The organism is Maribellus sediminis, from assembly GCF_011799805.1.
Lineage (GTDB): Bacteria > Bacteroidota > Bacteroidia > Bacteroidales > Prolixibacteraceae > Draconibacterium > Draconibacterium sediminis_A.
Window position 1 is genome coordinate 1002255 of the sequence record NZ_WXUB01000002.1, and the last position, 25490, is coordinate 1027744.

A 25490-nucleotide genomic window follows, 5' to 3' on the forward strand; every position below is an offset into this window, starting at 1 on the left:
TTTGGAATTGTTTTTGTCTTGAAAAGAAGAAATTTAAACCAGATATTATGCAAATAAAGATTTCAATTTTATCCCTGTTCCTTTGCTTTTCGTTGCTTTCGAAAGCGCAAACCGAAACAGGTGTAGCAGAAAAGATCAAGTTGCCAAATAACGAGCGGATCAAAGCGTTCAAAATCAGCTCAGCAGGTAACTACATTGCATTTACCTCGCTCCTCGACAACAAGACAAAAACCTTGAGTTTAAGAGATAATTCCCTGGAAATACTGCCTGAAGAAGCACAGCTAAATTCAATAGCTTTTTCGGCTAACGAACAGCGCGTGTTCTTTCTCGCTGACCAAAACCTTATGGTTTATGACCTGAAAAACCGCGAAACGCAAAGCATAACTCAGGATGAATTTAAGTCTTCGCAAAAGTGGTTATGGTGGTATCGTTTCTGGGACTCGAAAAAAGCTGAAATGCTACGACTCGACTGGAATGCATTGGCAGCAGGAGCAACGCAACTTCCGGCAGTAAGTTTGAAAAACGGAAAGCTCATTTTATCCACTGAAAACGGTGCTCAGGAAATTGATCCGTTGGATTCGAGGTATTACCTCTCTCCCGGCCTATCGCCCGACCAAACAAAGATTTGCGGCGTGGCTTACGGAAAAGGAGCTTTTGTTTGCGATCTGAATAAAAAGGTCGTGTTCGGCCCTGAAAAGCTGGAAGCACCAATCTGGATCGATGACGAGCTTATTGTTGGCGTAACGACCAAAGATGACGGACTAAATATTCAGCAATCAGCGTTAAAGGTTGTGGACATCCAAACCGGAAAATCGGAAGTTATAGAACTGGCCGGTATAAAGCCTTTGTCACCAAAATTCAGCAAAGCCGACAATAAAGTGTACTTCCAGACTCCTGATGGAGAAATGTATTCAATAAAAATAAAACACGTAGACGAATGAAAATGAAAAAAATGATGCTCTTTCTGGGCCTGTTTGCGGCAATGATCGATTTGTCGAACGCCCAGCCGGTGCAAGGCACCACTCCCCGAAAAATCATCAGTGGAGAAAACCAGTTTTTCATGCGACCACAGTGGTCTCCCGACGGAACAAAGATTGCTTTTACCGCTGAAAAGAATCAGGGAATCTGGATCAGTAATGCCAAAGGGAACAAACTAACACAAATAACCGACGACAACGAAGCCGGTTTCGGGTTTAGCTGGTCGGCTGATTCAAAATCGATTTTGGCACGCCCCGTCGTACAAGTGGATGACCAACGGTTTCACCAGGTAAAAGCCTATGATATTGAGAGCGGTGAAGACAGAATCATTGTTGAAAATACCCGAAAGTTGCAGAGTCTGCCGGTCTGGAGCAACCACGATGCGTCAATCGCTTTTCTTATGAATAACGCCGTTGAAACACGCAACAGCGGAAAAACTCAGGTTAAATCGGCATCAAAAGATACACCAAAAGCCATGGCCCTGGGAAATGCACTTAAAACTACAGCCGGCTCTGAAACCATTGAATTCGATCAGTTCAAAGACCGGTACATTTTCAACGTAAAGACCTCGCCCAACGGACAAAAGATGGTTTTTCAGGTTAACGGGCTTGGATTGTTTGCCTGTAACGCTGACGGCACTGAATTAAAGTCGCTTGGACACAGTGAGCAAGCAAGCTGGATGCCCGACAACCGTTACATCGTTACTACAAAAGTAGCTGATAACGGTGTGGCGATCACCGCCGCAGAACTGATGCTGATTGATACCGAATCAGGTTCGGAATTCCCTTTGCTAAGCGACGCCGATTACATTGCGCTTAATCCTTCGGTTTCGCCCGACGGAGCAAAACTGGTTTTCGAAAATGTGAAAGACGGCGCCATTTACCTGATGCCTCTTAAATAAACCCACTAAATGAAATTGTTATGAATGTAAGATTTTTACCTACTATATTTTTCATTGGATTGTTGTTCTTCGTTAACAACTCATTTGCCCAGGTAAGTGGATTGGCCGATTACAAAATTTTTCTCGATCCCGGCCATGCGCAAAAAGAGAATATGGGGCTGTATAACTATTCTGAAGCTGAAAAAGTTTTACGTGTTGCCCACGAGTTAAAAGATCTTTTTGAAAGCCAAACCGACATTGAGGCTGTTCACTTGAGCCGCCTGACCGATGCTGACCAGATTTCGCTTTCTGAACGTACCGACCTTGCCAATTCGCTGGGTGTCGATTTCTACTATTCCATCCACAGCGATGCGGGGGGTTCTACGGCAAACAGCACCCTCACCATGTATGGCGGCTGGAGAAAGAACGGTTCTACAGTTGAAAAAAGTCCGGTTGGCGGTAAAGCTTTTGGCGATCTCCTGAATGTAGACCTTTCCGGAGCAATGCGTATCGCCAACCGTGGCAATTATGCCGACCGTGTTTATTACCAGGGTGAAATTTACCACCACGATAATCAGTGGCCCTACCTTCATGTGAACCGTACTACAAACATGGCTTCGCTGCTTAGTGAAGGAGGATTCCACACCAATCCGACTCAACAACAACGCAATATGAATGCGAAGTGGAAAAAACTGGAAGCTATGTCGGCTTTTCGTTCTTTTCTGAAATACAAAGGCATTGAGCCACCGGCAATAGGTGTCGTAACCGGAATTATTACCGATGAAGACAATGGGTTGCCTGTTAACGGAGTAGTGGTAACCATTGGCGAAAAACACGATACTACTGACACTTACCAGTCGTTGTTTAAAAATTATTCCACAAAAGACGGTCAACTTCGAAATGGTTTTTACTGGATTGACAACCTCACTCCGGGAGCAGAAGTGGAAGTGATTTTCAGTTCTGAGGATTATCTACCCAAAACGGTGAGCCTGACCCTGGCTACCGATTCAGCCGGATGGACAAAGGACAACCTGAGTTTTCTGGATGTGAGTTTAACCAGCAATAAACCACCCCTGGTTGAAAGTGTAACGGCTGAAAACGGTCTGGGGAGAGTAATTCCGGGAATGGATCCGATTTCGATCACCTTTAACCGTACCATGAATAAAGAATCGGTGGAACAGGCCATTTCGGTTTCGCCTGAAGTACCAATCAGTTTTAATTGGAAAGATGATGCCACTATCATGATCAACACGGATAGCCTGGCGTTCAACGCCAACTACACCTTTACGATTGCCGACAGCACTGCCAAGAACGACGTTACCGGTCAGTTTCTGGATGGCGATAACGATGGCGTGGAAGGTGGAGCTTATCAATTCGACATAACAACTTCCACCGAAGACATTACCGCACCGCAGCTACTCACATACTGGCCAAATGATACTACAGCCTCTGCTGAAATAAGGCCGGTGATCAGGATGGTTTACGACGAAGAAATTGCCGATGAAAGTGTAGCTTCGAACATCGTTTCGGTACAACGTATTTCCGATGGCAGATATGCTTACGGGAAAGTTGGACATGTTGTGGTGAACGGTCAAAGTGTTTTGCACTTTTTTACAACGCAGGATCTGGTAAACCGCGAAACTTACCGGGTAAGTATTAAAGCGGGGCTTAAAGATGTGAACGGAAATGCAACTGAAGCTTTCAGTTTTACTTTCACAGTTAAGGAGGAAGAAATTACAGCCAAGACCATAATCGACGATTTTAACGCAGGCGTTACCGGCTGGTGGCAGCCACAGGCATCAGGTTCTACCTCGGGAATTATTACCGAAGTAACCAGTTCGGGTGCCGATACAGAAGAAACCGTTCTTTCGGTTGGCAGTACCGGAAGTATGAAGCTGAACTACGGCTGGGATGTTGAAGCCTCAGGCCAGTATATCCGCGAATACCTTCCATCAACTGCAGATCAGAATAACAACCGATTTGGCATCGACGACGTACTGCAAATGTTTGTGATGGGTGATGGTTCCGGCAACCAGTTTCGTTTTATGATCAAAGATGGCGATTCGAAATACGAAGCCAGCCAGTGGTACACGCTCGACTGGAAAGGCTGGAAACTTGTTTCGTGGAATTTAAGCGATGATCCGGTTTATGCCTGGGTTAATGGCGACGGTGTGCTGAACGGCGATAATTTCCTCGTTGACGGTATCCACCTGCGTTATGCCGATGGCGCTGTTGCGCAGGGAACGCTTTGGTTCGACGACCTGCGTTTTGTAACGCGTTCGGCTTACACACCACCTACCGACGTGGAACTCGTTGCTGATGATGAAATGATCAGCATGTTTCCAAACCCTGCCCGGAGTAAAGTCAGAATTGAAACAAAGGAGAACATCAGAAGTGTTTCTTTCTACAATTTATCGGGGCAGCTTACAAAACAACTTCAACCTGATTCACGCGAGGTTGAAATTAAACTGAATGAGATCGAACCGGGCTTATACCTTGTTAAAATTGAAACGACAAAAGGAATTTCAACTAAAAAACTGAACGTTGTCAAATAAATTCATAACCAGCACCTGTTCAATTTAGCAGATTGAACGGGTGCTTTCTTTCAAAACAAAAACGGAATAAACCGTTTGGTCACCTTCATATAATCCTCATACTCCGCTCCAAAATAAGCAATACACTCCTTTTCATCGGCACGCGCAGTGAGGTATAAAAATGAACTGGCAAAAATGGTAATGTGAATCAAAATCCAGTCGGGTTGCTTTAAATATGCGCCCCAGGCCAGTAACAAAAGCGATGCATACAAAGGATGACGAATGTATTTGTAAATTCCTGTTGTTACAAGTTTCGATGTTCGTTCAAAAGCATACAGATTTTCTTCTCGCCTTTCCTTCTTTTGCTGCCCTTTCTTTTTAAGCATAACTGTACCTGCAAGCACAAAATACAAGGAACTGAACAATAGAATCCAGGAAATGATCTGGTTCCAGGAGAAGGGATCTTTAAACCAGAATTCAATCTTGAAGATCAACAATACAAGGATAGCTTCCCAGCTAAAAAAGCGATAAAAACCATGACTGCCTTTTGCCTTCAACGATTTCCATGAAATAAGTAAAACGGGTAGGCTGACTAAGATAAATGCGAGTAGGTATTTCATTGATTAAAAAGACAGAAACATTCGGTTTTAATCAAATTACGCAATTATCCGGCCAATAAGAAATATACTATTCTGAAATTACAATTTTCTAACCCCAATCCCGGGCAGATCATTCAAAGTTACTTTGCCATCGATCACTTTCATGCCTTCAAAAATATCGTTGCTGATCAACAAGGCACCATCCAGATCGGCCCAATCAACAAGCGGGGAAAGCTGAGCCGCCGCAGAAACCGCACATGAAGTTTCGGTCATACATCCCAACATCACTTTCATATCAAGCGAGCGGGCTGCATCCACCATCAGTTTCGCTTCGCGCATACCTGTACTTTTCATCAGTTTAATATTGATGCCGGAATAAACATCTTTCAACCCTGAGATATCATACAAGCGTTGAAATGCCTCATCGGCAATAGTTGGCAGCGGACTGTGAGCCGTCAGCCAGGCCATGTCATCCAGCTGTTCCTTTGGCATCGGTTGTTCAATAAACACAATCCCCTTTTCTTTTAGCCAGAAGATCATATCCAGCGCCTGTTGTTTATCGGTCCAACCCTGGTTAGCATCCACACAAAGCGGTACGTCAGTAACCGAACGAATTGTTTCAATGATCTCGCGATCGTTATCGCGTCCCAGTTTTATTTTCAGAAACTTAAACTCAGCGGCTTCTTTTGTTTTCTGAATGATCATTTCCCGTGTATCAATCCCGATGGTGTAGGTTGTGAAAGGTGTTTTTTTGGCATCCAGTCCCCATATCTGATGCCACGATTTTCCCTGAAGTTTCCCTACCAGATCGTGCAAAGCAATGTCCACCGAAGCCTTTGCAGCACTGTTTCCCGGAGCAATGGAATCCACGTAATCAAGCATGTCATCCATTTTCAGCGGATCGGAAAAACCAGATAGATCAACCTTCTGTAAAAACCGTGAAACAGTTTCATGCGATTCGCCCAGGTAAGGTGGCATCGAAGCTTCTCCATAACCAACAACTCCCTCATATTCGAGTTCAACCAGCATAACCGGGGTTGATGTTCGCGAACTGGTTGCAAGATTAAATGCGTGTTTTAGCTTTAGTTCGTAGGGTTCGTAACGTAGTCGGATCATTCTTAGAGTTTTTATTATTCGGGAAGGACCATTTTATAAAAAGCATTATCCACAATCCACTCAATCCCCTTATCGTCCACATTATTCATTACACGGCGGGCGCGAACGTAGCCTTTTTCGTAATGTTCGGTATAATCTTCACTTGTGGCATCGAGGCTGTTAACACGCACCTTTCCCGATTCGTGAATAAACTTCTGATCGCCGATGCAAAGCCCAACGTGAGTTACTCTTTCAGGACGATCTTCAGTTGCTTTTCTGCCAAAGAATACGAGATCGCCGGCTTCAAGATTTTCATAGCCATTTTCCACGCTGATTTCCTCGCCATACAACGTTTGCTGCGAAGCATCACGCTGCAGAAGCAAACCGTTAAAATAATAGGCAGTTTTCGTAAAACCGCTACAGTCCATCATTTTAGGCGAAGTTCCACCCCATAGATATGGCACGCCTTTAAACCGGAAAGCGGTTTTTAAAAGATCTTCTATTGTGAAAGATTTACTGTTCCACTGATCGGTTGAAACACATTCATTTTTCTTCACAAAAGCCTCGCGACCATCGGGGTAAAGTATTTTGTAATATTCCTTATCCTCATTCTCAACACTGAGCAAATTTCCTAAAACCAGGTCCGATTCCACACCGGAATTTTGTTTTGGTTCGGAATAGGCAAAGCCGCTAACCTCGGCATAAATCACTTTTGGCAACTTCTTCCATTCAAGCATTTCGGCATTCGTCTTTGCAGAAATACCTGCTCCATCGACCCAGCCAAAATAGCGATCGGGTGTTTGTACAAGGTACCAACCACCTTTTTTCCTGTAAATTTTTACAGGGGTGCCAAACAAAGCCTGCGTTAACAGTTCTGCTGCATGATCCGGTTTTGCCCGCATGTTACATACCGAAAGCGTAACTATTCCCCATGGATTTTCCTTAAACACTGCTTCGGGAAGCAATTCGACCTGGAAATCGTAATCGTTTTCCTTTGCCAGTTCCTGAAGCTTCTTAAAAGCCGGTTCCGAAACCGTTGCTCCGTGTAAAATTCTTTCGTCGTTGTTAACTGTTACATCGAAGTATTCCAGACGAGTGTCGGGAATTATTTCTTTTTGAATCTCCTGTATCTGTTGAGTTGTGACTTTGGGCGTTTGTTGCTGGCATGCAAACAATAAAACGCCAAAAGCAATAAACAAGATTTTAAAGTAATTCTTCATGATTGAGTTGACTCCTAATGATCAGTTAAATATTCCACGTCCAAATGATACGACCAGGCATCGAAATACAGGTTGCCACCTTTCCATTCAAGTTCTCCCCGTTGAAAATCGTAAGGTTCACTTCGGTAATATTTCTTTTTGGGCATGAATTCAGCTGCTACATCATCGTTAATGATCAAACGATAGGGATCCATTCCGTTTAAATAAAATTCACGAACCCGGATATCGTCCGAATCGATCAGTTTGAACGATGGATCAACCGGTACCCAGCCAATACCTTCGTAATATACTTCGGCCCAATCGTGCAGGTTCTTTTCCTGCGGTAAAAGGTACCAGCCACTTTGCCATTTGCACGGAATTCCAAGACTCCGTGCCATACTCAGAAACAAAAAAGTCTGCATGCCGCAATCGCCCCGATGATGTTCCAGAACGTATTCAGGAATGCATTCCATTACCGAATATTCGAGAGCTCCGGCCCACGGAATGTTATCGTTGAGCCAGTAATACAACAACTTAACCTGGCTTACCGGATTGGTTTCGGCGCCCACAATTTGCTGAGCCAATGCTTTTATATCATCGTTGAATACAATGTGCGGAAGTTGTTCAGAAGTGTATTTTTTATAGAGTGTCGATTCTACATCGTAAGGTTTTGTTTCCTCCGGTTTTACATCGAACCACTGCGCTGCAGTTTGCACCGTATATGCAACTTGAAACACAGTTGTTTCGTCTTTTACAGCTTTTTTCTCCAAATAAACCGATCGCTGATCAACCGTTGTTGGTGCAATATTCATCGCATCGCCATCAATTTGCAGCAACTCGACTTTTGAAGAACGCGCAATACCCATTTTAGGATAAGGCAACCAGCAACGAAGAGTTTCTCCTGCAGGAACTGCGTTGACGTCCACTTTAACACTGTAGGTTATTTTCAAGCTTTGCTGGCTGAAAGGTTCTCTGCCGGCAATTCCTTCTTCAAAATAAGTTGGAATTACTTGCTGTTGAAAAGCTTCTACTCCGCTGTAAGATTCTCCATCGATACTTGCCTTTAACTTTTTAGCTTCAGGATTTATCCTGAAAAAATTACCGACGGCTCTGGAAAAATAGCGTTTTTCGCCATCGATTACCTTCATTTCAAGCTCACCGGAATTTTCCCATTTATCCAGGTCTTCATCCTTCAGATCAGGATAATACTTCTCAAATTGCTTTTTAACGTCAGCCCGTTTATACCGAAACTCTTTTCGTATTCTTCTGAGCGTTTCCAACTCCACAATGTACTTTTCCTGAAGAAGCGAATCGTTGCGTGATTCACCAATTTTTTGAGAGAGCACAAACTCTGCTTGCCCAAATTCACCTTTTTGAATCAATTCATTCAAATCATATCCGGATTTTTGCCGGCACGCTGCCAGCGCAATGAAAAGCAATACATTGAGAAATGGTCGGAACACAAAGAAAAATTATAATGAATTATGCAGATAACGTTTATAAATTTCAGAAGTACGTTCCAGGTGTTCGCGCATAAATCCTGATGCTGCCTCGCCATTTTGCTTATTGATGGCATCAAATACTTTGAGGTGGATGTCAAGTGTGAAATCCTTTTCGCCTTCCACATTTGCATAAATAAAATTGCGCATCCTTGGTAACAAGCTGTAAATCGGCTCCATAGTAATCTGAACGATTGGATTATGCGTAGCCCGAGCGATTAAAAGATGGAACTTATTATCGAGGTCGGCTTCCAGCTGTGTGTTGTCGGGATCGCAGGCCTTAAAAAGTTCAATGTTATTCTGAATGTCTGAAAGGTCGTTTTGATTTCGCTGACGGGCAGCCAGTCCTGCTATTTCAGGTTCGAATAAACGACGCACTTCAATAATCTGAGGGATCAGGTTCTGATCCAGTTGCATATCGTAATACAGGTTCATGGTTTTAATGGCATCGCCAATCTTAAAACCGGTAACCGTCATTCCACTCCCCTTGGTTATTTCAATCAGTCCTCTCGCACTCAACCGACGCAATGCTTCGCGTAGAGCCGTTCGACTAACGCCAAATGCTTCGCACAATTCTCTTTCAGTCGGTAGTTTCGATCCCACGGGAAGTTTCTTCTCGCGGATGGCAGCCTCAATTCTTCGTTCGATTTTCTGACTTAAGGTTAATTTGCTGCCAATTTTTTCAAAGATTTCATCCATAATTCTATCCCCAATTTCAATCCAAATTGTAAGTATGATTTAGTTATATTTATAGTATGTCAGACAAATATACATTTTATCTATCTGAGGCTTCCTTCCAATATCAATAATTTATCAATATGGGCAAAAATTTAAAAAGTTCAATAGTAATTGAAACGACATTTTTGATTAGGAGTTCAATTTTACTAAAATTATCGAAACGTTTATTAAGCCTGAAATTGCATTTTCACTGTTAAATGCCTGCACGATTTGATTGTTTAGCAAGCTACCTGCTTATATTTGTAAGATACGTTCAATACTATACTATCATCCGATGAAAAATAACAACCGCGAAACAAAAATATCACGAAAAACATTTCTTAAAACCTCAGCCTTTGCCGGCGCTTTCGTTGGAATAAGTGGCACTATGGCCTGTTCAGGTGCAAAAGCAGATGTAAAGGAAGAATATAAAGGATTGCGTTTCCTTTTCCAGGGTGATTCAATAACCGATGGGAATCGTGGACGTAATGAAGATCCGAATCACATAATGGGCCACGGTTATGCGTTTTCGGTAGCCAGCAGAGTTGGCGCCGATTTTCCATCAAGTGGTTTTACCTTTTTCAACCGCGGAATCAGTGGAGATACCGTAACCAAACTGGAAAAAAGATGGCAAAACGATACGATGGATTTAAAACCGGATGTTTTAAGTCTGTTAGTGGGCATTAATGATGTGGGTGATATTGTACGACAATTGGGAGAGCCCAAAACGTTGAGCGAATTTGAATCGGGCTACCGCAGACTACTGGATTTGAGCCGGACACAAAATCCCGATATACTGTTTGTTTTGGGAGTTCCTTTTGTTTACCGGGTAGGCAAACGAAACGAAAACTGGGAACTTTGGAACAAGGAAACACAGGACAGAGCCGAAGTTGTTCGAAAAATTTCAAAAGAATATGATGCTGTTTGTGTGGAATATCCCGGGGTTTTTGAGCAGGCAACAAAGCATACTCCTATCGAATACTGGATTTGGGATGGCGTACATCCAACTGTTTTCGGGCACGAACTGATGGCCCGGGAATGGATAAAAACAGTAGCAGAACGATTGGATTTTCTGAACCGATATAACTACGACAGCTAAAGGAACTTACCCCAAATCCATTACCTTCTGGTTCTGGCTACTGTCTAAATCCGAAAACAACTAATTCATTTTTGCTTCAAATATTTCTACATGAATCATTTTTTATCTTGATTTGCTTTACTAACTTTAAACCACTAACTAGAAGGTTTCTATGTTCCTTTTACAATAAGGGAAGCACTAACTAAACTAAACTATTCATGCTTATAGAACATAAGGACCAACTTTTAATTGCCCAGGGCAACCAGGCGAAATTCAGGCAGCTCATGGAATTGTGTTCGGATGAGTTGTTACATTTTGCCATGGGATTTCTTCGGAACAAAGAATTGTCGGAAGAAATTGTGAGCGATGTATTTGTAAAAATCTGGTACAAGCGAAAAGAGCTTGTCAATATCCAAAATTTAAAATCCTACCTTTTTATTAGTGTTAAAAACGCTTGTTTATCGCATTTAAGAGCGGCCAAAGGAAATAAAATTGTTCTTATTGATGAATACAACGATTTTATGTTTCTTGAAGTTAGCGGACCGTCGGATGATCTGATTGACGAAGAAGACCTGGATCGAATACATGCGGCTATCCAAAGTTTACCACCCAAATGTCAGCTCGCTTTTACGCTCGCCAAAATCAATGAGCTAAAACACAAAGAAATAGCAGCCATCATGGAAATTTCAGAGAAAACGGTAAATAATCATCTAATTGCTGCTGTTAAAAAGATTAGCGAAATGCTCGAGATCGATAAGAAAAGCAAAAAAGCTTCCTATCCTTTAAAGCGAGCCAGCTTTTATTCCTTTTTTTTATAAAAAAGTTCATTTTCCACTAGGTATATTTCAACGAATCTGCGTCTTAATTTACAGACGACAACTTATGACTATAAACGACAAGTTTTACAGACTTATAACCAAAGAGTTAACCGATGGACTTTCTCCTGAGGAGGCAAATAAGCTTCAACAGGAGTTGGAAAAAGATAAGTCTGCCGAAAAACGACAAAAGCAAATTTCACACTTCTGGAAATTTTTCTTTCCACAAACAAAACAGCATAATATAATATCGAAAACCGAAAAAAAGCTTGGTTTCACATATCATTCAGGCCGGGAAAATAAACTTTGGAAACGACTCGGAATTGCTGCTACTGTATTATTAGTAGTATCGGTTGGAGCTTATATTTTAACGCCTCGTCAGCATACTACATTAAACGAATACCGTTGCGATGTAGGTGAACAAAAGAAAGTGGTATTAAGCGATGGCACCCAGGTATGGCTCAACTCCATTTCATACATTGTGGCCAACGAGCCATTTATTGGCGATAAACGCGAAGTGATTCTTTTTGGCGAAGCCTATTTCGAAGTCGCTCCTAATCCGGATCAGCCATTCATCGTAAAAACACCGATGTTAAGCACTAAGGTTCTGGGAACCAAGTTTAACATTGCTGCCATGAATCCGCACGCCCGGCAGGAGATCTCATTATACGAAGGAAAAGTTGAACTTATTACCGATAACAAAGCCCATCAGAGCATCATCATGAAGCCCGGAGAAAAAGCATTTTTCTCGCCTGAAAGCGGAGAGATAGAAGTACTGAGGACAACACTGGGCAAACCGGCGCAATGGAGAGAAGGTATTTTATACCTGTATAACGAAGACCTGTTTAGCATTGCACTAAAACTCGAACGTAGATTTAAAACAAAAATATTTATCACAGACCCTGCTGTTGGCCGTTTAAGGTACACGGCGGAATTTGAAAACGAGCCTTTGGAACGGATTATAAAAATCCTGTGCGAAGCCAAAGCATTCGCTTATGAAAAAACTGAAGGAGGATTTATTATAAAATCAAAATAAGAAGATTTCGATTGCTATGATATATCGGATCTATACCAACTAAATCGGAAGTAAAGAGCTATTAAGTTCTTTACTTCCAAAAATGTGATTACTAATTTTTTGTTTAATGAACTAAACCATTAACTGTATGGAACTAAACGAACAAAACATGCTGCCTCGTATTCGGGGTTGGCAAAGCAAACTTCGTCGTGTCTCTGCATTAGTTTTATTAATGCTAACGGCGATTGTAATCAATGTTCAGGCAAGTACATATTCAGAGTCGGTTAAATTCGACCTGAAAATGAAAAAAGCAAGCCTGAAAGAAGTCTTTCAAACGATCTCTGATCAGAGTGAGTTTAAATTTGTTTATAACAACGACGTTGTAAACGACAACCAGCAGGTTACAATTACAACTGAAGGTGCCCGCGTTGAAGAAATTTTAGATGAAATTCTTCCACAGCACAAGTTAGAGTACCGTGTAATTGATCGTCAGGTTATTGTTTTTCCTGCTGAATCGGAAAAAAGCGAACCTTCAGAAGCAGGCACCCCGCAGGAGAAAACTGTTTCGGGTAAAGTGACTGATGCCGGTGGTACTCCACTGCCCGGGGTTACTGTAATTGTTAAGGGGACTACTGTTGGTATCGTAACCGACGCCGACGGTAATTTTAACCTTAGCGGTGTTCCTGCCGATAGCAAAGTACTGGTTTTTTCTTTTGTTGGTATGAAAACCCAGGAAGTGACCATTGGCAACATGACAACCTTTAACATTGCAATGGAAGAAGAAGCTATTGGACTCGACGAGGTTATTGCCGTGGGTTATGCCACTCAGAAAAAGGCCAATGTAGTAGGTTCGGTTTCTTCTGTTAACGGCGAACAAATTGAAGCCATTCCGGCTGCCGATGTTTCTAACACACTGTCAGGCCGTATGTCGGGAGTTACCGGTATTCAGCAAACAGGTGAACCCGGACAAAGTGATGCCAGGCTTTTAATACGCGGACGTACAACACTTGGCGACGACGAAGCCAACACTGCCCCACTTGTGGTGGTTGATGGAGTTCCCGGTCGTTCTTTAACCGATATCGACCCGGTTGACATTGAAAGTGTTTCGGTATTGAAAGATGCATCAGCAGCAATTTATGGTGCAACTGCCGCAAACGGTGTAATTCTGGTTACTACCAAAAAAGGTCAGACCGGTAAACCACGTTTGAACTATCAGTTCTACCAGGGATTTATGACCCCAACAATTCTTCCGAAAGCAACCAGTGCCGGCGACTATGCTACCATGCTTAGCGAATACCAGGATTATGAAAACAGGAACAGAACCTACACCGATGAAGACATCGCGTTATTTTACAGTGGCAGGGACCCCTGGCAACATCCAAACAGTGACTGGATGGGCGATTTGGTAGCCGATTGGACAACAACCAGTAAGCACAATTTCAGCATCGACGGCGGTACTACCAACGGTATGCGTTATTATGTTTCGTTGGGTTACAAAAACGAAGAAGCGATTTACGAGCAGGAATCGACCAACTACAAACAATACAACCTGCGTGCAAAACTTGAAATGCCAATTACTGATTGGTTAACCACATCGGTTGATTATGCAGGTTTCCTTAACCATAAGCTTTATCCAACCAAAAGTGCCGGTGCCATTTACGGTCAGGCAACACGTCTGCTCCCAACCCGCTGGTCGTTCTGGCCAAACGGATTACCGGGACCGGATATTGAGTACGGTGATAACCCGGTTGTAACTTCAACTTTTGAAGGTGGTACCGATGACCAAACGGATTACATCAACCAGTTTACCTTTAAAGGAACCATTACTCCTCCAATGATCGAAGGTTTAACGCTCAGCGGATATTATACCTATGACATTTCAAACTGGTACCGTAAACGTTTCCGTAAACCCTGGACGCTTTATACCGAAAACTGGGATACAGCAGAGTACGACTCGGAGGGTTTCATTACAAATATGGAATTAACTCCTGCATTAAGAGGATATTCTGCGCCGGAGCTTGCAGAAGATTACCGCAGAAGTATACGTAAATTAGCAAACGTAAACTTTAACTATGCACGCGATTTTGGCGACCATTCAATTAATGTATTTGGTGCTTACGAACAAATTGACCAGAACTGGAATAACTTCGGCGCATTCCGTAAGTACTACATTTCTGATGTTGTTCAAACCATCGATGCCGGTTCTGACAAGGACAAAGATAACTGGGGTAGCATGAGTATTTATGCACGAAAATCGTGGATCGGACGTTTCAACTACAGCTACAAAGGAAAATATTTGGTTGAAGCGCTGTTCCGTCGCGATGGTTCGCTGAAATTCCCACCTGATAGCCGTTGGGGTAATTTCCCTGGATTATTATTAGGATGGCGTGCCTCAGAAGAAGACTTCTGGCAAAACAACATTGGCTTCATCAATTATTTTAAGTTAAGAGCTTCTTACGGTAAAATGGGTATGGACCCGGGTGATCCATTCCAGTTTATGAACAAATACGTGCTTGGAACAGGTTTAACCATGGGCACGGGAAAAGTTGTAGAAACCGTTGTACAACAGCAAGGAGTAGCTAACCCAAATATTACCTGGGAAAAACAAACCACTTATAACCTTGGTTTCGAATCGCAGTTATTGAATAACATGTTCTCGTTAAATGCTGATTTCTTCTACAGTAAACGTTCCGATATCTTGGCATCACGCGATGCATCGGTTCCTCAATTTACTGGTTTGGCATTACCCGACGAAAATATTGCCGAGGTAGATAACCGTGGTTTTGAAATTGAAGCCGGTTATCATAAAGATTTCAACAGAGACTGGAGATTGAACGTTAGCGGTAACTTCAGTTACAACCACAACGAAGTGGTATTTATGGATGAACCCGAACGTGCCGAACCATGGCAGCAACGCACCGGTCACCCTTACGGAGCATGGTTAATGTACGATGCCATTGGCATTTTTGCCGACCAGGCTGCAGTTGACAACTATCCTCACTGGGACGGAGCAAAGCCTGGTGATGTAATTTTCAGGGATGTTGATGGCGACAAGGCGATTACAAGTGACGATAAAATACTTGTTGACCAAACCGATGCTCCGGAAGTATCGTACGGTTTATCGCTGGACCTGACTTACAAAAACTGGAACTTATCAGTACTGGCTCAAGGTCAGGGAACTTATTACCGTATGAACATTTCTGACGGACGTCGTGGTGAAGCGGGTAACTATTTACAGTGGAGTTTCGACGACCGTTGGACACCAACCAATACCAACACTGACGTAGCCAGAGCATACAACCGAGACGACTTGTACTGGTCGTTCGACCGTAACATGAGTACCTACCATTTGGATAACATGGCATTCTGCCGTTTGAAAAATGCCGTTCTTACGTATACTATTCCTAATAGTGTTTTTGGTAATCTTGGAGTTTCCAGAGCACAGGTATTTTTTGCAGGAAATAACCTCTTCCTGATCTATGCCGCTCAGAAAAACTTCGACCCGGAAATTGGTGCTCCATTAACCTATCCGGCCGTTAAAACGTTTGCTCTTGGTGTTAAGGTTACCTTTTAGTGAATTATGAATTATTGAAAAATGAAGAACATGAAAAAAATATTAGGATATTCAATAATGATGTTGGCGCTTATGTTGGCAACAACGTCATGCGACGATATTCTCGACCAAAAGGCTGTTGATGCCTTTAACGAGGAATCTGTTTTTGAAGACTTAAACCTAACCAAAGCATATTTAGGAAGATGCTATGATTTTATTGGAGTAGACAACAATATGTTATTAGGTTTACGAGAAGATTTACTTGTTGGTGCAACCGATGAAGCATTATGTATTCACCGTCCGGGTGGTTACCCCTTTGTTAAAGGAAGTATGAGCCCCGACGAATTGGGACATTTTGGAAACTGGCGTTTTAACTGGATTACATGGAACTTATACGGTAACATTAAAAACGTTAATGTATTTCTTGCCAATGTTGATAATGTTCCTGTTGAAAAGCCTGCTGATAAGGATCTCATCGAGCAAATGAAGGCAGAGGCCTATTTTATCCGCGCTTTCGATTACCACAATCTAATGCGCTCGTATGGTGGTGTTGTATTAGCAGAAAAGCCATATGAATTAGATGAAGATTTCCTTTCAATTACAAGATCTTCACTGGACGAAACGCTTGATTTTATTCTTGCCGACCTTGATAAAGCCATTGCAGGGCTTCCAAAGAAAGGCGATATGGAGCAGGGACGTGCCACAAAAGGAGCCGCCGCCGCTTTAAAATCAAGAATCCTAAGTTGGAGTACAGGAGAATTAATGCATGGTGGATATTCTTCCGATGCATTGGTTTCATTCAAAACACATAGCCGGAATACATTACTGACACAGGCTCAAACCATTGCCAAAGAAATTATGGATGGCAAATATGGTAATTACGCGCTTACAGGAACGACAAATGATCCACCTTCACCATTAACCGAAGCTGATGTTCAGGCTTACTCCGAGAACTTCTTTAGTATTTTCACGCAGAAAGGTGAATGGAACGATGAAGCCATTTGGGGTGTTCAACACTTACAGGCTCAGGGTAACCGCACCACTCAAAACCGTTGGTGGGGACCATGCGGGTACCACAACTGGGGTAATAACGGCCCGAACGAACCTGTTGTTCGTGAGTTTGAAATGGCCGACGGAACTCCTTTTGTTTGGGATAAATACAGCCCAGGCGACGAGTTTCTTAGAAAAGGAACAGCTGCTGAATTGGCAGCCGATCCGGAGATTAACCCATACGTTGGACGTGAACCACGTTTTTATGCTACAGTGTTTTTCGATGGAGCGCCATGGATTCAACGTCCTGATGATGCAGCACCTCTTGATCCCGAGAATAAAGTAAGAACAGGTTATTATGTTGGTACCAGCAGGGACGATATTATCAGTAATGGTTTGGATACCCGTCAGGGGCCAATTGAAGCCTGGAACGGAACCAAGAATGGCTATTACATTAAAAAGTACCAGGATCCGGCAACTGTTGGTCAGTACTTTAATAACGAAAATGCATGGATTGAAATGAGATATGCAGAGGTTATTTTAGATTATGCTGAAGCCTGTATTGAACTTGGAGAAGTTGATAAAGGTATGAACGCATTAAATATGATTCGTAACCGTGCAGGATTACCCGATAAAACGACCACCGATCAGGCGCAGGCCAGAGAATGGTACCGTCACGAACGTCAGGTTGAATTCTTTGGTGAAGGCGACCGTTGGTACATGATTCGTAAATGGATGATTGCGGAAGATGTCATTAAAGACGTTCACGCGATTAAAATTTACCATTATTCAAATGGTACTACAGAATGGTTCTACGACACTTCAACAGTGGTTGATAACCGATCGTGGAATGACGTGAACTACTGGCTGCCAATTTCGAGAACAGAACAAAATAAGGCCCCGCAGTTACAACAGAATCCGGGGTATAATTAATAGTTAGTTTAGCTGGATAATAAAAAAGATCGGCCCACAGTGGCCGGTCTTTTTCATATTCGACTAACCATATCGTAAAAAACACAATAACACTTACACCATGCAACAAGGAGCAATTACCCCGGGACATACATCAGGCGCAATCAAAATAAAACTTTCAGTAATGCTATTTTTGCAATACATGATGTATGCTGTTTGGTGGGTACCTCTGGCCGCCTACCTTACCAACCTTGAGGTAAGCAGTCTCGAAAAGTCATTGATTGTAAGCTCCATGGCAATTGGGTGTATTTTCTCGCCTGTTGTAGGTATGCTCGCCGACCGTTTTTTCGCGGGGCAAAAAGTTCTGGCGGTGCTCAACCTCATTAATGCTGTAATGCTCTTTCTGGCCGGAACTACCAATAATACCGATTTTCTGTTTATCTGCCTGGTAATTGCCATGTTAGGATACATGCCAAGCTGGAGCCTTACCAGTTCCATCGCCATGGCTCATCTCGATTCGGAACAATTTCCAAAAGTCAGGATTTTTGGTTCGATAGGTTGGGTAGCTTCGGGTATTTTCAGTGTTATTTTTATTCAATTACTTCAACTTGATTTCGACGGCACAAACCTGCCATTTTATTGCGGTGCCGGAGTAAGCCTGGTTGCCATTGCAACCAACCTCACTTTGCCCAATACTCCCCCACCCGCCAAAGGACAAAAAGGTTCACTCATTGATGCATTCGGATTAAGATCGGTAGAATTGATGAAGGATCGCAATTTTGCGGTTTTTATCGTTTTCTCCTTCTTATCGATGATCCCTTTTGCCATGTACTTTTCCTTTTTTTCCGAATTTTTACTCCACATAAAAACCAAATACATATCGGTTACCATGAACTGGGGAGTTTTAGCCGAAATGGGATTTTTGCTTTTAGTGCCGCCTGCAATCAAAAAATTTGGACTACGCAAAGTGATGATCTTCGGATTGGTTGCCCTGTTCATTCGCTACTTTTCATTCTTCACCGGAGGAGTGATCAGCCAAAGCTGGATGTATTACATCGGTATTTTGATTCACGGACTGATCTTCGGTTTCTTTTATGTTGGTGGCCAGATTTACATCGATAAAAAGGCACCGGCTGAATTAAAATCGCAGGCACAGGGCTTTATTTTCCTGGTGACTTTTGGCGCAGGTCTGCTGGTAGGGAATTTTATTTGTGCCAAAATCATCGACTTTTACAAAACCAATGGTGGCTACAACTGGGATGCCATTTGGGGAATAATCACAGTAAGCTCAGCCGTCCTCTTAATTGCTTTCATGCTCCTATTTAAAAAGGATGAAAGCTTAATTCCTAAAAGCGAATAGTTTTTTAGGCAAATTAGTACCTATGATCTACTAATTCAACTTTACTATGAAATACTGTTTCCCCCTTTTCTTTTTACTGATCGGACTGTTTTCCTGTACGGAACCGGAGGAAACAGAACCTGAAATGGAACCGTGCGACTTCTACGCCACCGGACATTTTAAGGATACCATTCCCGGGAAGATCCCGGAGTTATACTGGCCGTGTATGGAAACAAAAGATCTGGTGGATGCCGTTTCCTACAACTTTCCGAGTCTGTATATTCAAATGGCAGGTTGCTGTGGTTTGCAAAGTGGTTACGATATGGTTAAAAGAAGCCATGGTTTCCCTGAACTTGAAAGTCGGGAAGATGCACTTGAGAACCTTATTGCCAAATATATTTCGATTGATACAATACATTACAACCGCAATCTGCTGTCGATTCAGCACGGTGGTTTTAATTTCTATACCTACAACCTTGAAGTTGTTTTGGCCCAGGAAGTTTTTCTCAAAAGTGCTACCAAACAACAAAAGCTCGATTTACTAAACGAACTTAAAATAAAGCAAGACCTCAGAAACGGAGAGTCAGGTGATTACGCAGCTGAAGGTCCAACTTTTGCAACTTCAAGAGTAATGTTCTTCGACGATTATCAGCCCCTGCTCGACAGTATGCAGCAAAATCACATTATAAAATCGATAGTTGAACTGGGAACAATAAATCACGGAACCGAAGCTTTTGATGCTGCACAAAATACAATTTTCGTAATGGCCGGGCAATATGCATTGCAGCTTTAAACACTACATTTAACAGCAACAATCAATCAAAAAATACATAATACCAGTATGTATCAGCAAACTCTCGTAACGCATTTTGTGCTTTTTGCTTATTCCCCTGGTTTTGCTGAAAAAGCTGGTAGTACCGTTGAAACCGTTGTTCGGTTTGCGGATTGATTTGAAGCCTTGTTAATTCAGGCAGCTCTCCTACCCGAAGTAATTTATAGGTTACAACTGCCTCTTCCACATTTTTGGGAATTTTGGTGTAACCTGCCTTTTCCATTGCAGGAAGCAGTGCTACAATGCCTTTCATATCTTTTTGAAGCATTAACCAGGCCAGTTCGTATTCCAAAGCAATTCTATTTGTTGAGTCGGATTGTAAAACCGGCAGGAGGTTTACCCACGGTTTATCGCTTTGCACAAAAAAATCAAGTTTCGTATCCAACCGCCTTTTTTCGCCAAGATCCTTATCGGCCAATACTGCCTGATCATCGTTCAGGAACTTTCGAAGATCCTGTGCTCGTTTCTTATAAAACAGCGACTTCTCCAGTATTGAAATGTATTTCTCTGCTGTTTTGTAATTGCCTTTTATCAGCTCGGTTTTAATCATCATCGTAAGCGATTCCGGCGTATTTCCTTGCATCACCATATATTCGTAGGCCCACCGCTGAGCCTCGTTAACCATTCCGGTGGCATAGTAATAAAATCCGCCGCGTTTCAATATTTCGCTGATTATCTCCCAATTCAAAAAAAGTGTGCTTCCATCGGGGCTTTGCCTGAAACGAAAAAAAGAATCAGCCAGTTTGCCGGTTTCGGCCAGAGCAACATTGTTCAGAAACAAGGTGAGTTTGTTGTTGGTTGGGAAACGTTGGTTAAAACGAATCAGCTCATCGTATTGCTGCGCGTAAAACAGTTTTTCGGCCTGAAAATAGTCACGGTTCTTTTCATCAACTCGATTAAAAACCAAAACAGCCAACACCAAAAGAATAATGTATGGAGTGAACTGATTAAGGTGATTTTTCTTTATTCTAAGCCGATCAAATACTTTTAATTTCAGTTTCGAAAGGAGTGGAACAAACAGAATTAGCAAAGCCGTTGCTGAAAAAAGCTTGACTTGTCCTCCAATTCCTACTGTTTCCAGCGGCGCAACAAACAATGATTCGGTAGTTTGGTAAAACAAAAGCCGGCTGCCAAACACAAAAAATACAGCAACAGCCAACCAGCTTACCAGTAATTTTAACCAACTTTTCTCCAGGATAAAAAACAAGGTCATCATCCCGAGCAGCAAAAAAGAAAAGCTGCCAAAAAGAAAATAAGCCAGTGGAAGTAGCACCACAGAAATCCACTGAAATTTAGGTTTGAATGGCGTGATTACACGATACAAAATCAACTGAAATAAGATTCCCAATGTATTTAAAGCCTGGTACTGGTAGTTGGTTTGCATTAAAAATATGGCAGCACCAACAACAAACGGCACCAGAACAAACCGACTTCGATCCGGCTTTTCGGCGAAACTTTGCAGTAGCAATACAATTCCACAAACTTCGATACTTACCAGAACAGCCCCAATAATTGGATAATAATAGAAACTGGTCTGAAGTGTTCCCAAATACTCCAGAAATCCTCCCGGATAATGAAGGTGATCGATTAAATACGGTAATGAAACCAGGAACAAGGATGATTTTTCCTGGTAGAAAAAAATGTAATCGGTAAAGCGATACAGAAAAAAGGTTCCAAACAGGAACAAAAGCAGGTAAGGAAAGAATCGAAAAAGCAGTTTGTTTTTTTGTTCAACTGAATTCATTGCGTCATTTTTAGTTCGTTGCCCAACTTGCCTGAACCGCCTGTTTATTGGCAGTGCTTCTCAACTTTCCGGGTTTGAAATGTACATCGGCAGTTGCAAATTCGGGAATATTAAAGGTCTTTATAAATTCGTCGTAAAATTCCGGATCTTTCTGAGGCAGAATAAAAGGTTTCGAGGTATTTCCGTTTTCATCAACAAACGAAATGTAAGGACGAGCAGTTAAACCGTCGTCACGTTTACTGCTAAACACCAGCCAGCTGCTGTTGGTCGACCAGCTGTGATAGCTTTCGGTAAAATCGCTGTTTCCTTCACACTTTGTAACCTGAAAATCGGCAAGATCAATACTGTACAAATCGGCTTCCTTATGCCAGATTGAAAAACAACCATAATCGTGCAAGGTGAAAACAAGTACATCACCCTTTGGCGAAATCCTTGGAAAGGAAACGCTTTTGCCTATCGCTTCAGCATCAAAAACCAGCTCAGGTGCATTAAACGATCTTGTTTCGGGATCAAATTCGGCACGGCACAGGTTGTATTTTGTATCCTGATAATCATAGTCTTCAGCAATCTGTTTTGCACGGCAGAAGTACAGATAGCGACCATCGGGCGACCATTCGGGATAGGTATCCATAAATTGCTTGTCGGGATCAACAGGCACCTGCATCATTTCATTCTTAGCCACATCGTACATCACCAGCGAAGAATTAAGATCGGAAACCTCGATCTTTTTATTGTCCATTGAATGAAATTGCTGCACGACTTTATTCGATGAAAAAGCCACAAATTTGCCCGAAGGATGCCAGCGCGGGTAAGTTGCGCCGTTTTGCATTTCAGGCGTTTTCAGGTTTACCTTTTTTAAATCGTCACCGTCGGCAAAATAGGTGCCACCCAGGTTTCCACGCATGTGAAACATGAAATCATCGGAGTTCTGGTTGTTAAAGGCGTGGCAATTGACGCAGTTCTGCCCCACCACATTGTTCTCGATCACCACCTTTTCTTTAAAACTATCCAAACTTCGCTCAACAATGCTGATCTCGGTCCAGCTTTCGTAACCGGGGTACAACAAGCGATAATACAAATACGGATCGATTTCCTGCGCAGAAACCTGGTTGCTAAAACTTTTCAATTTTAACCACTTTCCGCTTTGCTTTACGAATACCTGAAACGAAATTTCTTTTCCCTTGTTTTCGCTTAGTAGCTTTTTCCACTTTCGCTCGGGAAACTGAATGATGCTGTTTTTACTTTGAACGGTAAAACCTTGGTCATCCGCTCCAACAACTTTTACCACGCAGGCTTCATTTTCATCCACCACCTTAAAATTTAAAGGAGCAATATTGAAAGGTATTGTTAATGCGGTGTAATCCGGCTTTATATGGGGCAGTGTTTCTGTACTTTTCAGGTCATCGCCGGGTGTTCCCGTGCAACTCCATAAAAAAATACTACTAATCACAAGTATGTAGAACCCGCGAATGCTCATAAGTTTAGATTTTGTATAAAGTAAAAGTTGAAAATTGTATTAACCAAATATTTACGCGTATAATTAAGTATAAAATTGCTTTGGCATATCGGTTATCAATCCGTGCTAAATATCATGCTAAACTTTAAATTTCGTATAAAAAGCTATTTTTTAATTTCAAATCGTTTTGCTTATTAATTATAATTTCTACATTTGTTTCCGAAGTCAAAATTATACGATGAGAGTAATTAATAACATTCTAGTCCTTCTGGTTGTCATTCTTGGATTTTCTGAGGAAGGTTAGATCATGTTATAAATTGAACGATATTTACAAGCCTTTCTCAAAAAAGAGAAAGGCTTTTTTAATATTTAAACCGACAGTAAAAGACAAAATAGTATGCAGATTCCATTAAGAAGCGATACCACAACAAAAGGTCGCCGAATGGCTGGAGCAAGAAGCCTTTGGAGAGCAAATGGCGTAAAAGAAGAGCAATTTGGTAAACCGATAATTGCGATTGTAAACTCATTTACACAATTTGTACCCGGACACGCACACCTCCACGAAATTGGTCAATACCTGAAAGGCCTGATAGAAAAACACGGTTATTTCGCCGCCGAGTTCAACACCATTGCAGTAGACGATGGTATTGCCATGGGGCACGACGGTATGTTGTACTCACTGCCTTCGCGCGATGTAATTGCCGACAGTGTTGAATATATGTGCAATGCACACAAGGTGGATGCGATGATCTGCATTTCGAACTGCGATAAAATTACACCCGGAATGTTGATGGGCGCCATGCGTTTAAACATTCCGGCAGTATTTGTTTCGGGCGGACCGATGGAAGCCGGTGAAGTGGACGACAAGTACCTCGACCTGGTAGATGCCATGGTAATGGCCGCCGACACAAATGTTTCTGACGAATACCTTACCCGTGTTGAACAGAACGCCTGCCCTACCTGTGGCTCGTGTTCAGGAATGTTCACTGCCAATTCAATGAACTGTCTGGCAGAAGCCATCGGTCTAGCGCTTCCCGGCAACGGAACAATTGTTGCTACTCACGGCAACAGAAAACGTTTGTTTGAGGAATCAGTTGAGAAAATTGTTACGGCAACAAAAACGTATTATTACGAAGGCGACGACCGCGTGCTTCCAAGAAGTATCGCTACCCGCGATGCTTTCCTCAATGCCATGAAGCTGGACATTGCCATGGGCGGATCGACCAACACGGTTCTTCACCTGCTGGCCATAGCACACGAAGCAGGCGTTGATTTCACCATGAGCGACATCGACAAGCTTTCGCGCCAAACACCTAACCTTTGTAAGGTAGCTCCGAATTCTCATTACCACATTCAGGATGTAAACCGTGCCGGAGGTATTTTATCCATTCTGGCCGAGCTTAATCGCGGTGGATTGCTTGAGACCGCCGTTAACCGGATTGATGGCAAAACACTGGCTGAAGCAATTGCGGAATATGATTTAATGAGTGAAACGGTTAGCGATGATGCCATCAGAAGATTTAAATCGGCTCCCGGCGGAGGCAGAAACCTGGTAATGGGATCGCAGGAAAGCCAATACAAGGAACTGGATACCGACCGCGAAAAAGGTTGCATCCGCGATATGGAGCATGCCTACAACAAAGATGGAGGACTGGCTATTCTTTTTGGAAATATCGCTGAAAAAGGCTGTATTGTAAAAACAGCAGGAGTGGATTCCTCCATTTTCAAATTCACAGGAACAGCTAAAGTTTTCGATTCGCAGGATGATGCAGTAAATGGCATTTTAGGCGATACCGTACAAAAAGGAGATGTTATCGTTATTCGTTACGAAGGCCCGAAAGGTGGTCCGGGAATGCAGGAAATGCTCTACCCCACTTCGTACCTGAAATCGATGCAGTTGGATAAAGATTGTGCCCTGATCACCGACGGACGTTTCTCGGGAGGAACTTCGGGTCTTTCTATCGGACATGTTTCACCCGAAGCTGCAGGAGGCGGAGCCATCGGATTGATACAAAACAACGATAAAATTGAGATTGATATTTCGGCACGTTCTATCAACCTGTTGATTTCGGATGAAGAACTGGCAAACCGCCGGAAAGCCGAAGACGCAAAAGGTGATAAAGCATGGAAACCCGGTGCACGTGAGCGAAACGTGTCGAAGGCACTGAAAGCCTACGCCAGTCTGGTTTCTTCAGCCGATCTTGGAGCAATAAGATTAATAGATTAGAACTAACATTGAAAAACAAAATATAGAC

Annotated in this window: 18 protein-coding genes; 11 read left to right on the top strand and 7 right to left on the bottom strand. The window is 42.5% G+C overall.

What is annotated here, in order from left to right; genetic code table 11:
* The first annotated feature begins 47 nt into the window (after nt 1–47).
* From HFD85_RS10395 to HFD85_RS10405, 3 genes are read left to right on the top strand one after another with little or no spacing between them, the layout of a single operon-like run.
* Nucleotides 48–941, top strand: a complete 894-nt coding sequence (locus HFD85_RS10395) for a hypothetical protein (protein WP_167608715.1) — start codon at nt 48–50, stop codon at nt 939–941.
* A complete protein-coding gene (locus HFD85_RS10400) occupies nt 938–1879 on the top strand; it encodes a TolB family protein (protein WP_167608718.1) in 942 nt (313 codons plus the stop codon). Before HFD85_RS10395 ends, HFD85_RS10400 begins: the two co-directional genes overlap by 4 nt.
* A gap of 20 nt (nt 1880–1899) precedes the next feature.
* Nucleotides 1900–4413 (top strand): Ig-like domain-containing protein, encoded by a 2514-nt coding sequence (locus tag HFD85_RS10405; protein ID WP_167608721.1) that lies wholly within the window; start codon nt 1900–1902, stop codon nt 4411–4413.
* A gap of 50 nt (nt 4414–4463) precedes the next feature.
* Here the strand turns inward: HFD85_RS10405 and HFD85_RS10410 are convergent, their stop codons facing one another.
* The 5 genes from HFD85_RS10410 to HFD85_RS10430 all read right to left on the bottom strand — a co-directional run bounded on the left by HFD85_RS10410 (nt 4464) and on the right by HFD85_RS10430 (nt 9483).
* Nucleotides 4464–5012 carry a methyltransferase family protein gene (locus HFD85_RS10410; RefSeq protein ID WP_167608724.1) on the bottom strand — a complete coding sequence of 183 codons (549 nt, stop codon included), beginning with the start codon at nt 5010–5012 and terminating at the stop codon, nt 4464–4466.
* 78 nt (nt 5013–5090) lie between these two features.
* Nucleotides 5091–6107, bottom strand: a complete 1017-nt coding sequence (locus HFD85_RS10415) for a dipeptide epimerase (protein WP_167608727.1) — start codon at nt 6105–6107, stop codon at nt 5091–5093.
* Nucleotides 6108–6121: 14 nt separating this feature from the next.
* On the bottom strand, nt 6122–7306 hold the full coding sequence (locus tag HFD85_RS10420) for a C40 family peptidase (RefSeq protein ID WP_167608730.1): 1185 nt from the start codon (nt 7304–7306) through the stop codon (nt 6122–6124).
* Nucleotides 7307–7320: 14 nt separating this feature from the next.
* Nucleotides 7321–8748, bottom strand: a complete 1428-nt coding sequence (locus HFD85_RS10425) for a transglutaminase-like domain-containing protein (protein WP_167608734.1) — start codon at nt 8746–8748, stop codon at nt 7321–7323.
* 9 nt (nt 8749–8757) lie between these two features.
* Nucleotides 8758–9483 (bottom strand): FadR/GntR family transcriptional regulator, encoded by a 726-nt coding sequence (locus HFD85_RS10430; protein ID WP_167608737.1) that lies wholly within the window; start codon nt 9481–9483, stop codon nt 8758–8760.
* 313 nt (nt 9484–9796) lie between these two features.
* Here HFD85_RS10430 and HFD85_RS10435 point away from each other — a divergent pair, with 313 nt between their 5' ends.
* From HFD85_RS10435 to HFD85_RS10465, 7 genes are all read left to right on the top strand, one after another.
* A complete protein-coding gene (locus HFD85_RS10435) occupies nt 9797–10600 on the top strand; it encodes an SGNH/GDSL hydrolase family protein (RefSeq protein WP_206081939.1) in 804 nt (267 codons plus the stop codon).
* Between the two features lie 197 nt (nt 10601–10797).
* Nucleotides 10798–11397, top strand: a complete 600-nt coding sequence (locus tag HFD85_RS10440; RefSeq protein WP_167608740.1) for an RNA polymerase sigma factor — start codon at nt 10798–10800, stop codon at nt 11395–11397.
* 64 nt (nt 11398–11461) lie between these two features.
* Nucleotides 11462–12430 (top strand): FecR family protein, encoded by a 969-nt coding sequence (locus HFD85_RS10445; protein ID WP_167608744.1) that lies wholly within the window; start codon nt 11462–11464, stop codon nt 12428–12430.
* A gap of 127 nt (nt 12431–12557) precedes the next feature.
* Nucleotides 12558–15983 (top strand): TonB-dependent receptor, encoded by a 3426-nt coding sequence (locus tag HFD85_RS10450; protein WP_167608746.1) that lies wholly within the window; start codon nt 12558–12560, stop codon nt 15981–15983.
* 30 nt (nt 15984–16013) lie between these two features.
* On the top strand, nt 16014–17885 hold the full coding sequence (locus HFD85_RS10455; protein ID WP_167608749.1) for a RagB/SusD family nutrient uptake outer membrane protein: 1872 nt from the start codon (nt 16014–16016) through the stop codon (nt 17883–17885).
* A gap of 100 nt (nt 17886–17985) precedes the next feature.
* Nucleotides 17986–19224 carry an MFS transporter gene (locus HFD85_RS10460; RefSeq protein ID WP_167608752.1) on the top strand — a complete coding sequence of 413 codons (1239 nt, stop codon included), beginning with the start codon at nt 17986–17988 and terminating at the stop codon, nt 19222–19224.
* A gap of 46 nt (nt 19225–19270) precedes the next feature.
* Nucleotides 19271–19996 (top strand): hypothetical protein, encoded by a 726-nt coding sequence (locus HFD85_RS10465; protein WP_167608755.1) that lies wholly within the window; start codon nt 19271–19273, stop codon nt 19994–19996.
* A 22-nt stretch (nt 19997–20018) separates the two neighbouring features.
* On the opposite strand, the gene HFD85_RS10470 is transcribed toward HFD85_RS10465, so the two are convergent.
* Nucleotides 20019–21779, bottom strand: a complete 1761-nt coding sequence (locus HFD85_RS10470; protein ID WP_167608758.1) for a DUF6057 family protein — start codon at nt 21777–21779, stop codon at nt 20019–20021.
* Nucleotides 21780–21789: 10 nt separating this feature from the next.
* Nucleotides 21790–23256, bottom strand: coding sequence for a TolB family protein (locus tag HFD85_RS10475; protein ID WP_167608761.1), 1467 nt, complete (start codon nt 23254–23256; stop codon nt 21790–21792).
* Nucleotides 23257–23632: 376 nt separating this feature from the next.
* On the opposite strand from HFD85_RS10475, the gene ilvD reads away from it, so the two are divergent.
* Nucleotides 23633–25462 carry a dihydroxy-acid dehydratase gene (ilvD, locus tag HFD85_RS10480; RefSeq protein WP_167608764.1) on the top strand — a complete coding sequence of 610 codons (1830 nt, stop codon included), beginning with the start codon at nt 23633–23635 and terminating at the stop codon, nt 25460–25462.
* The last annotated feature ends 28 nt before the right edge of the window (nt 25463–25490 follow it).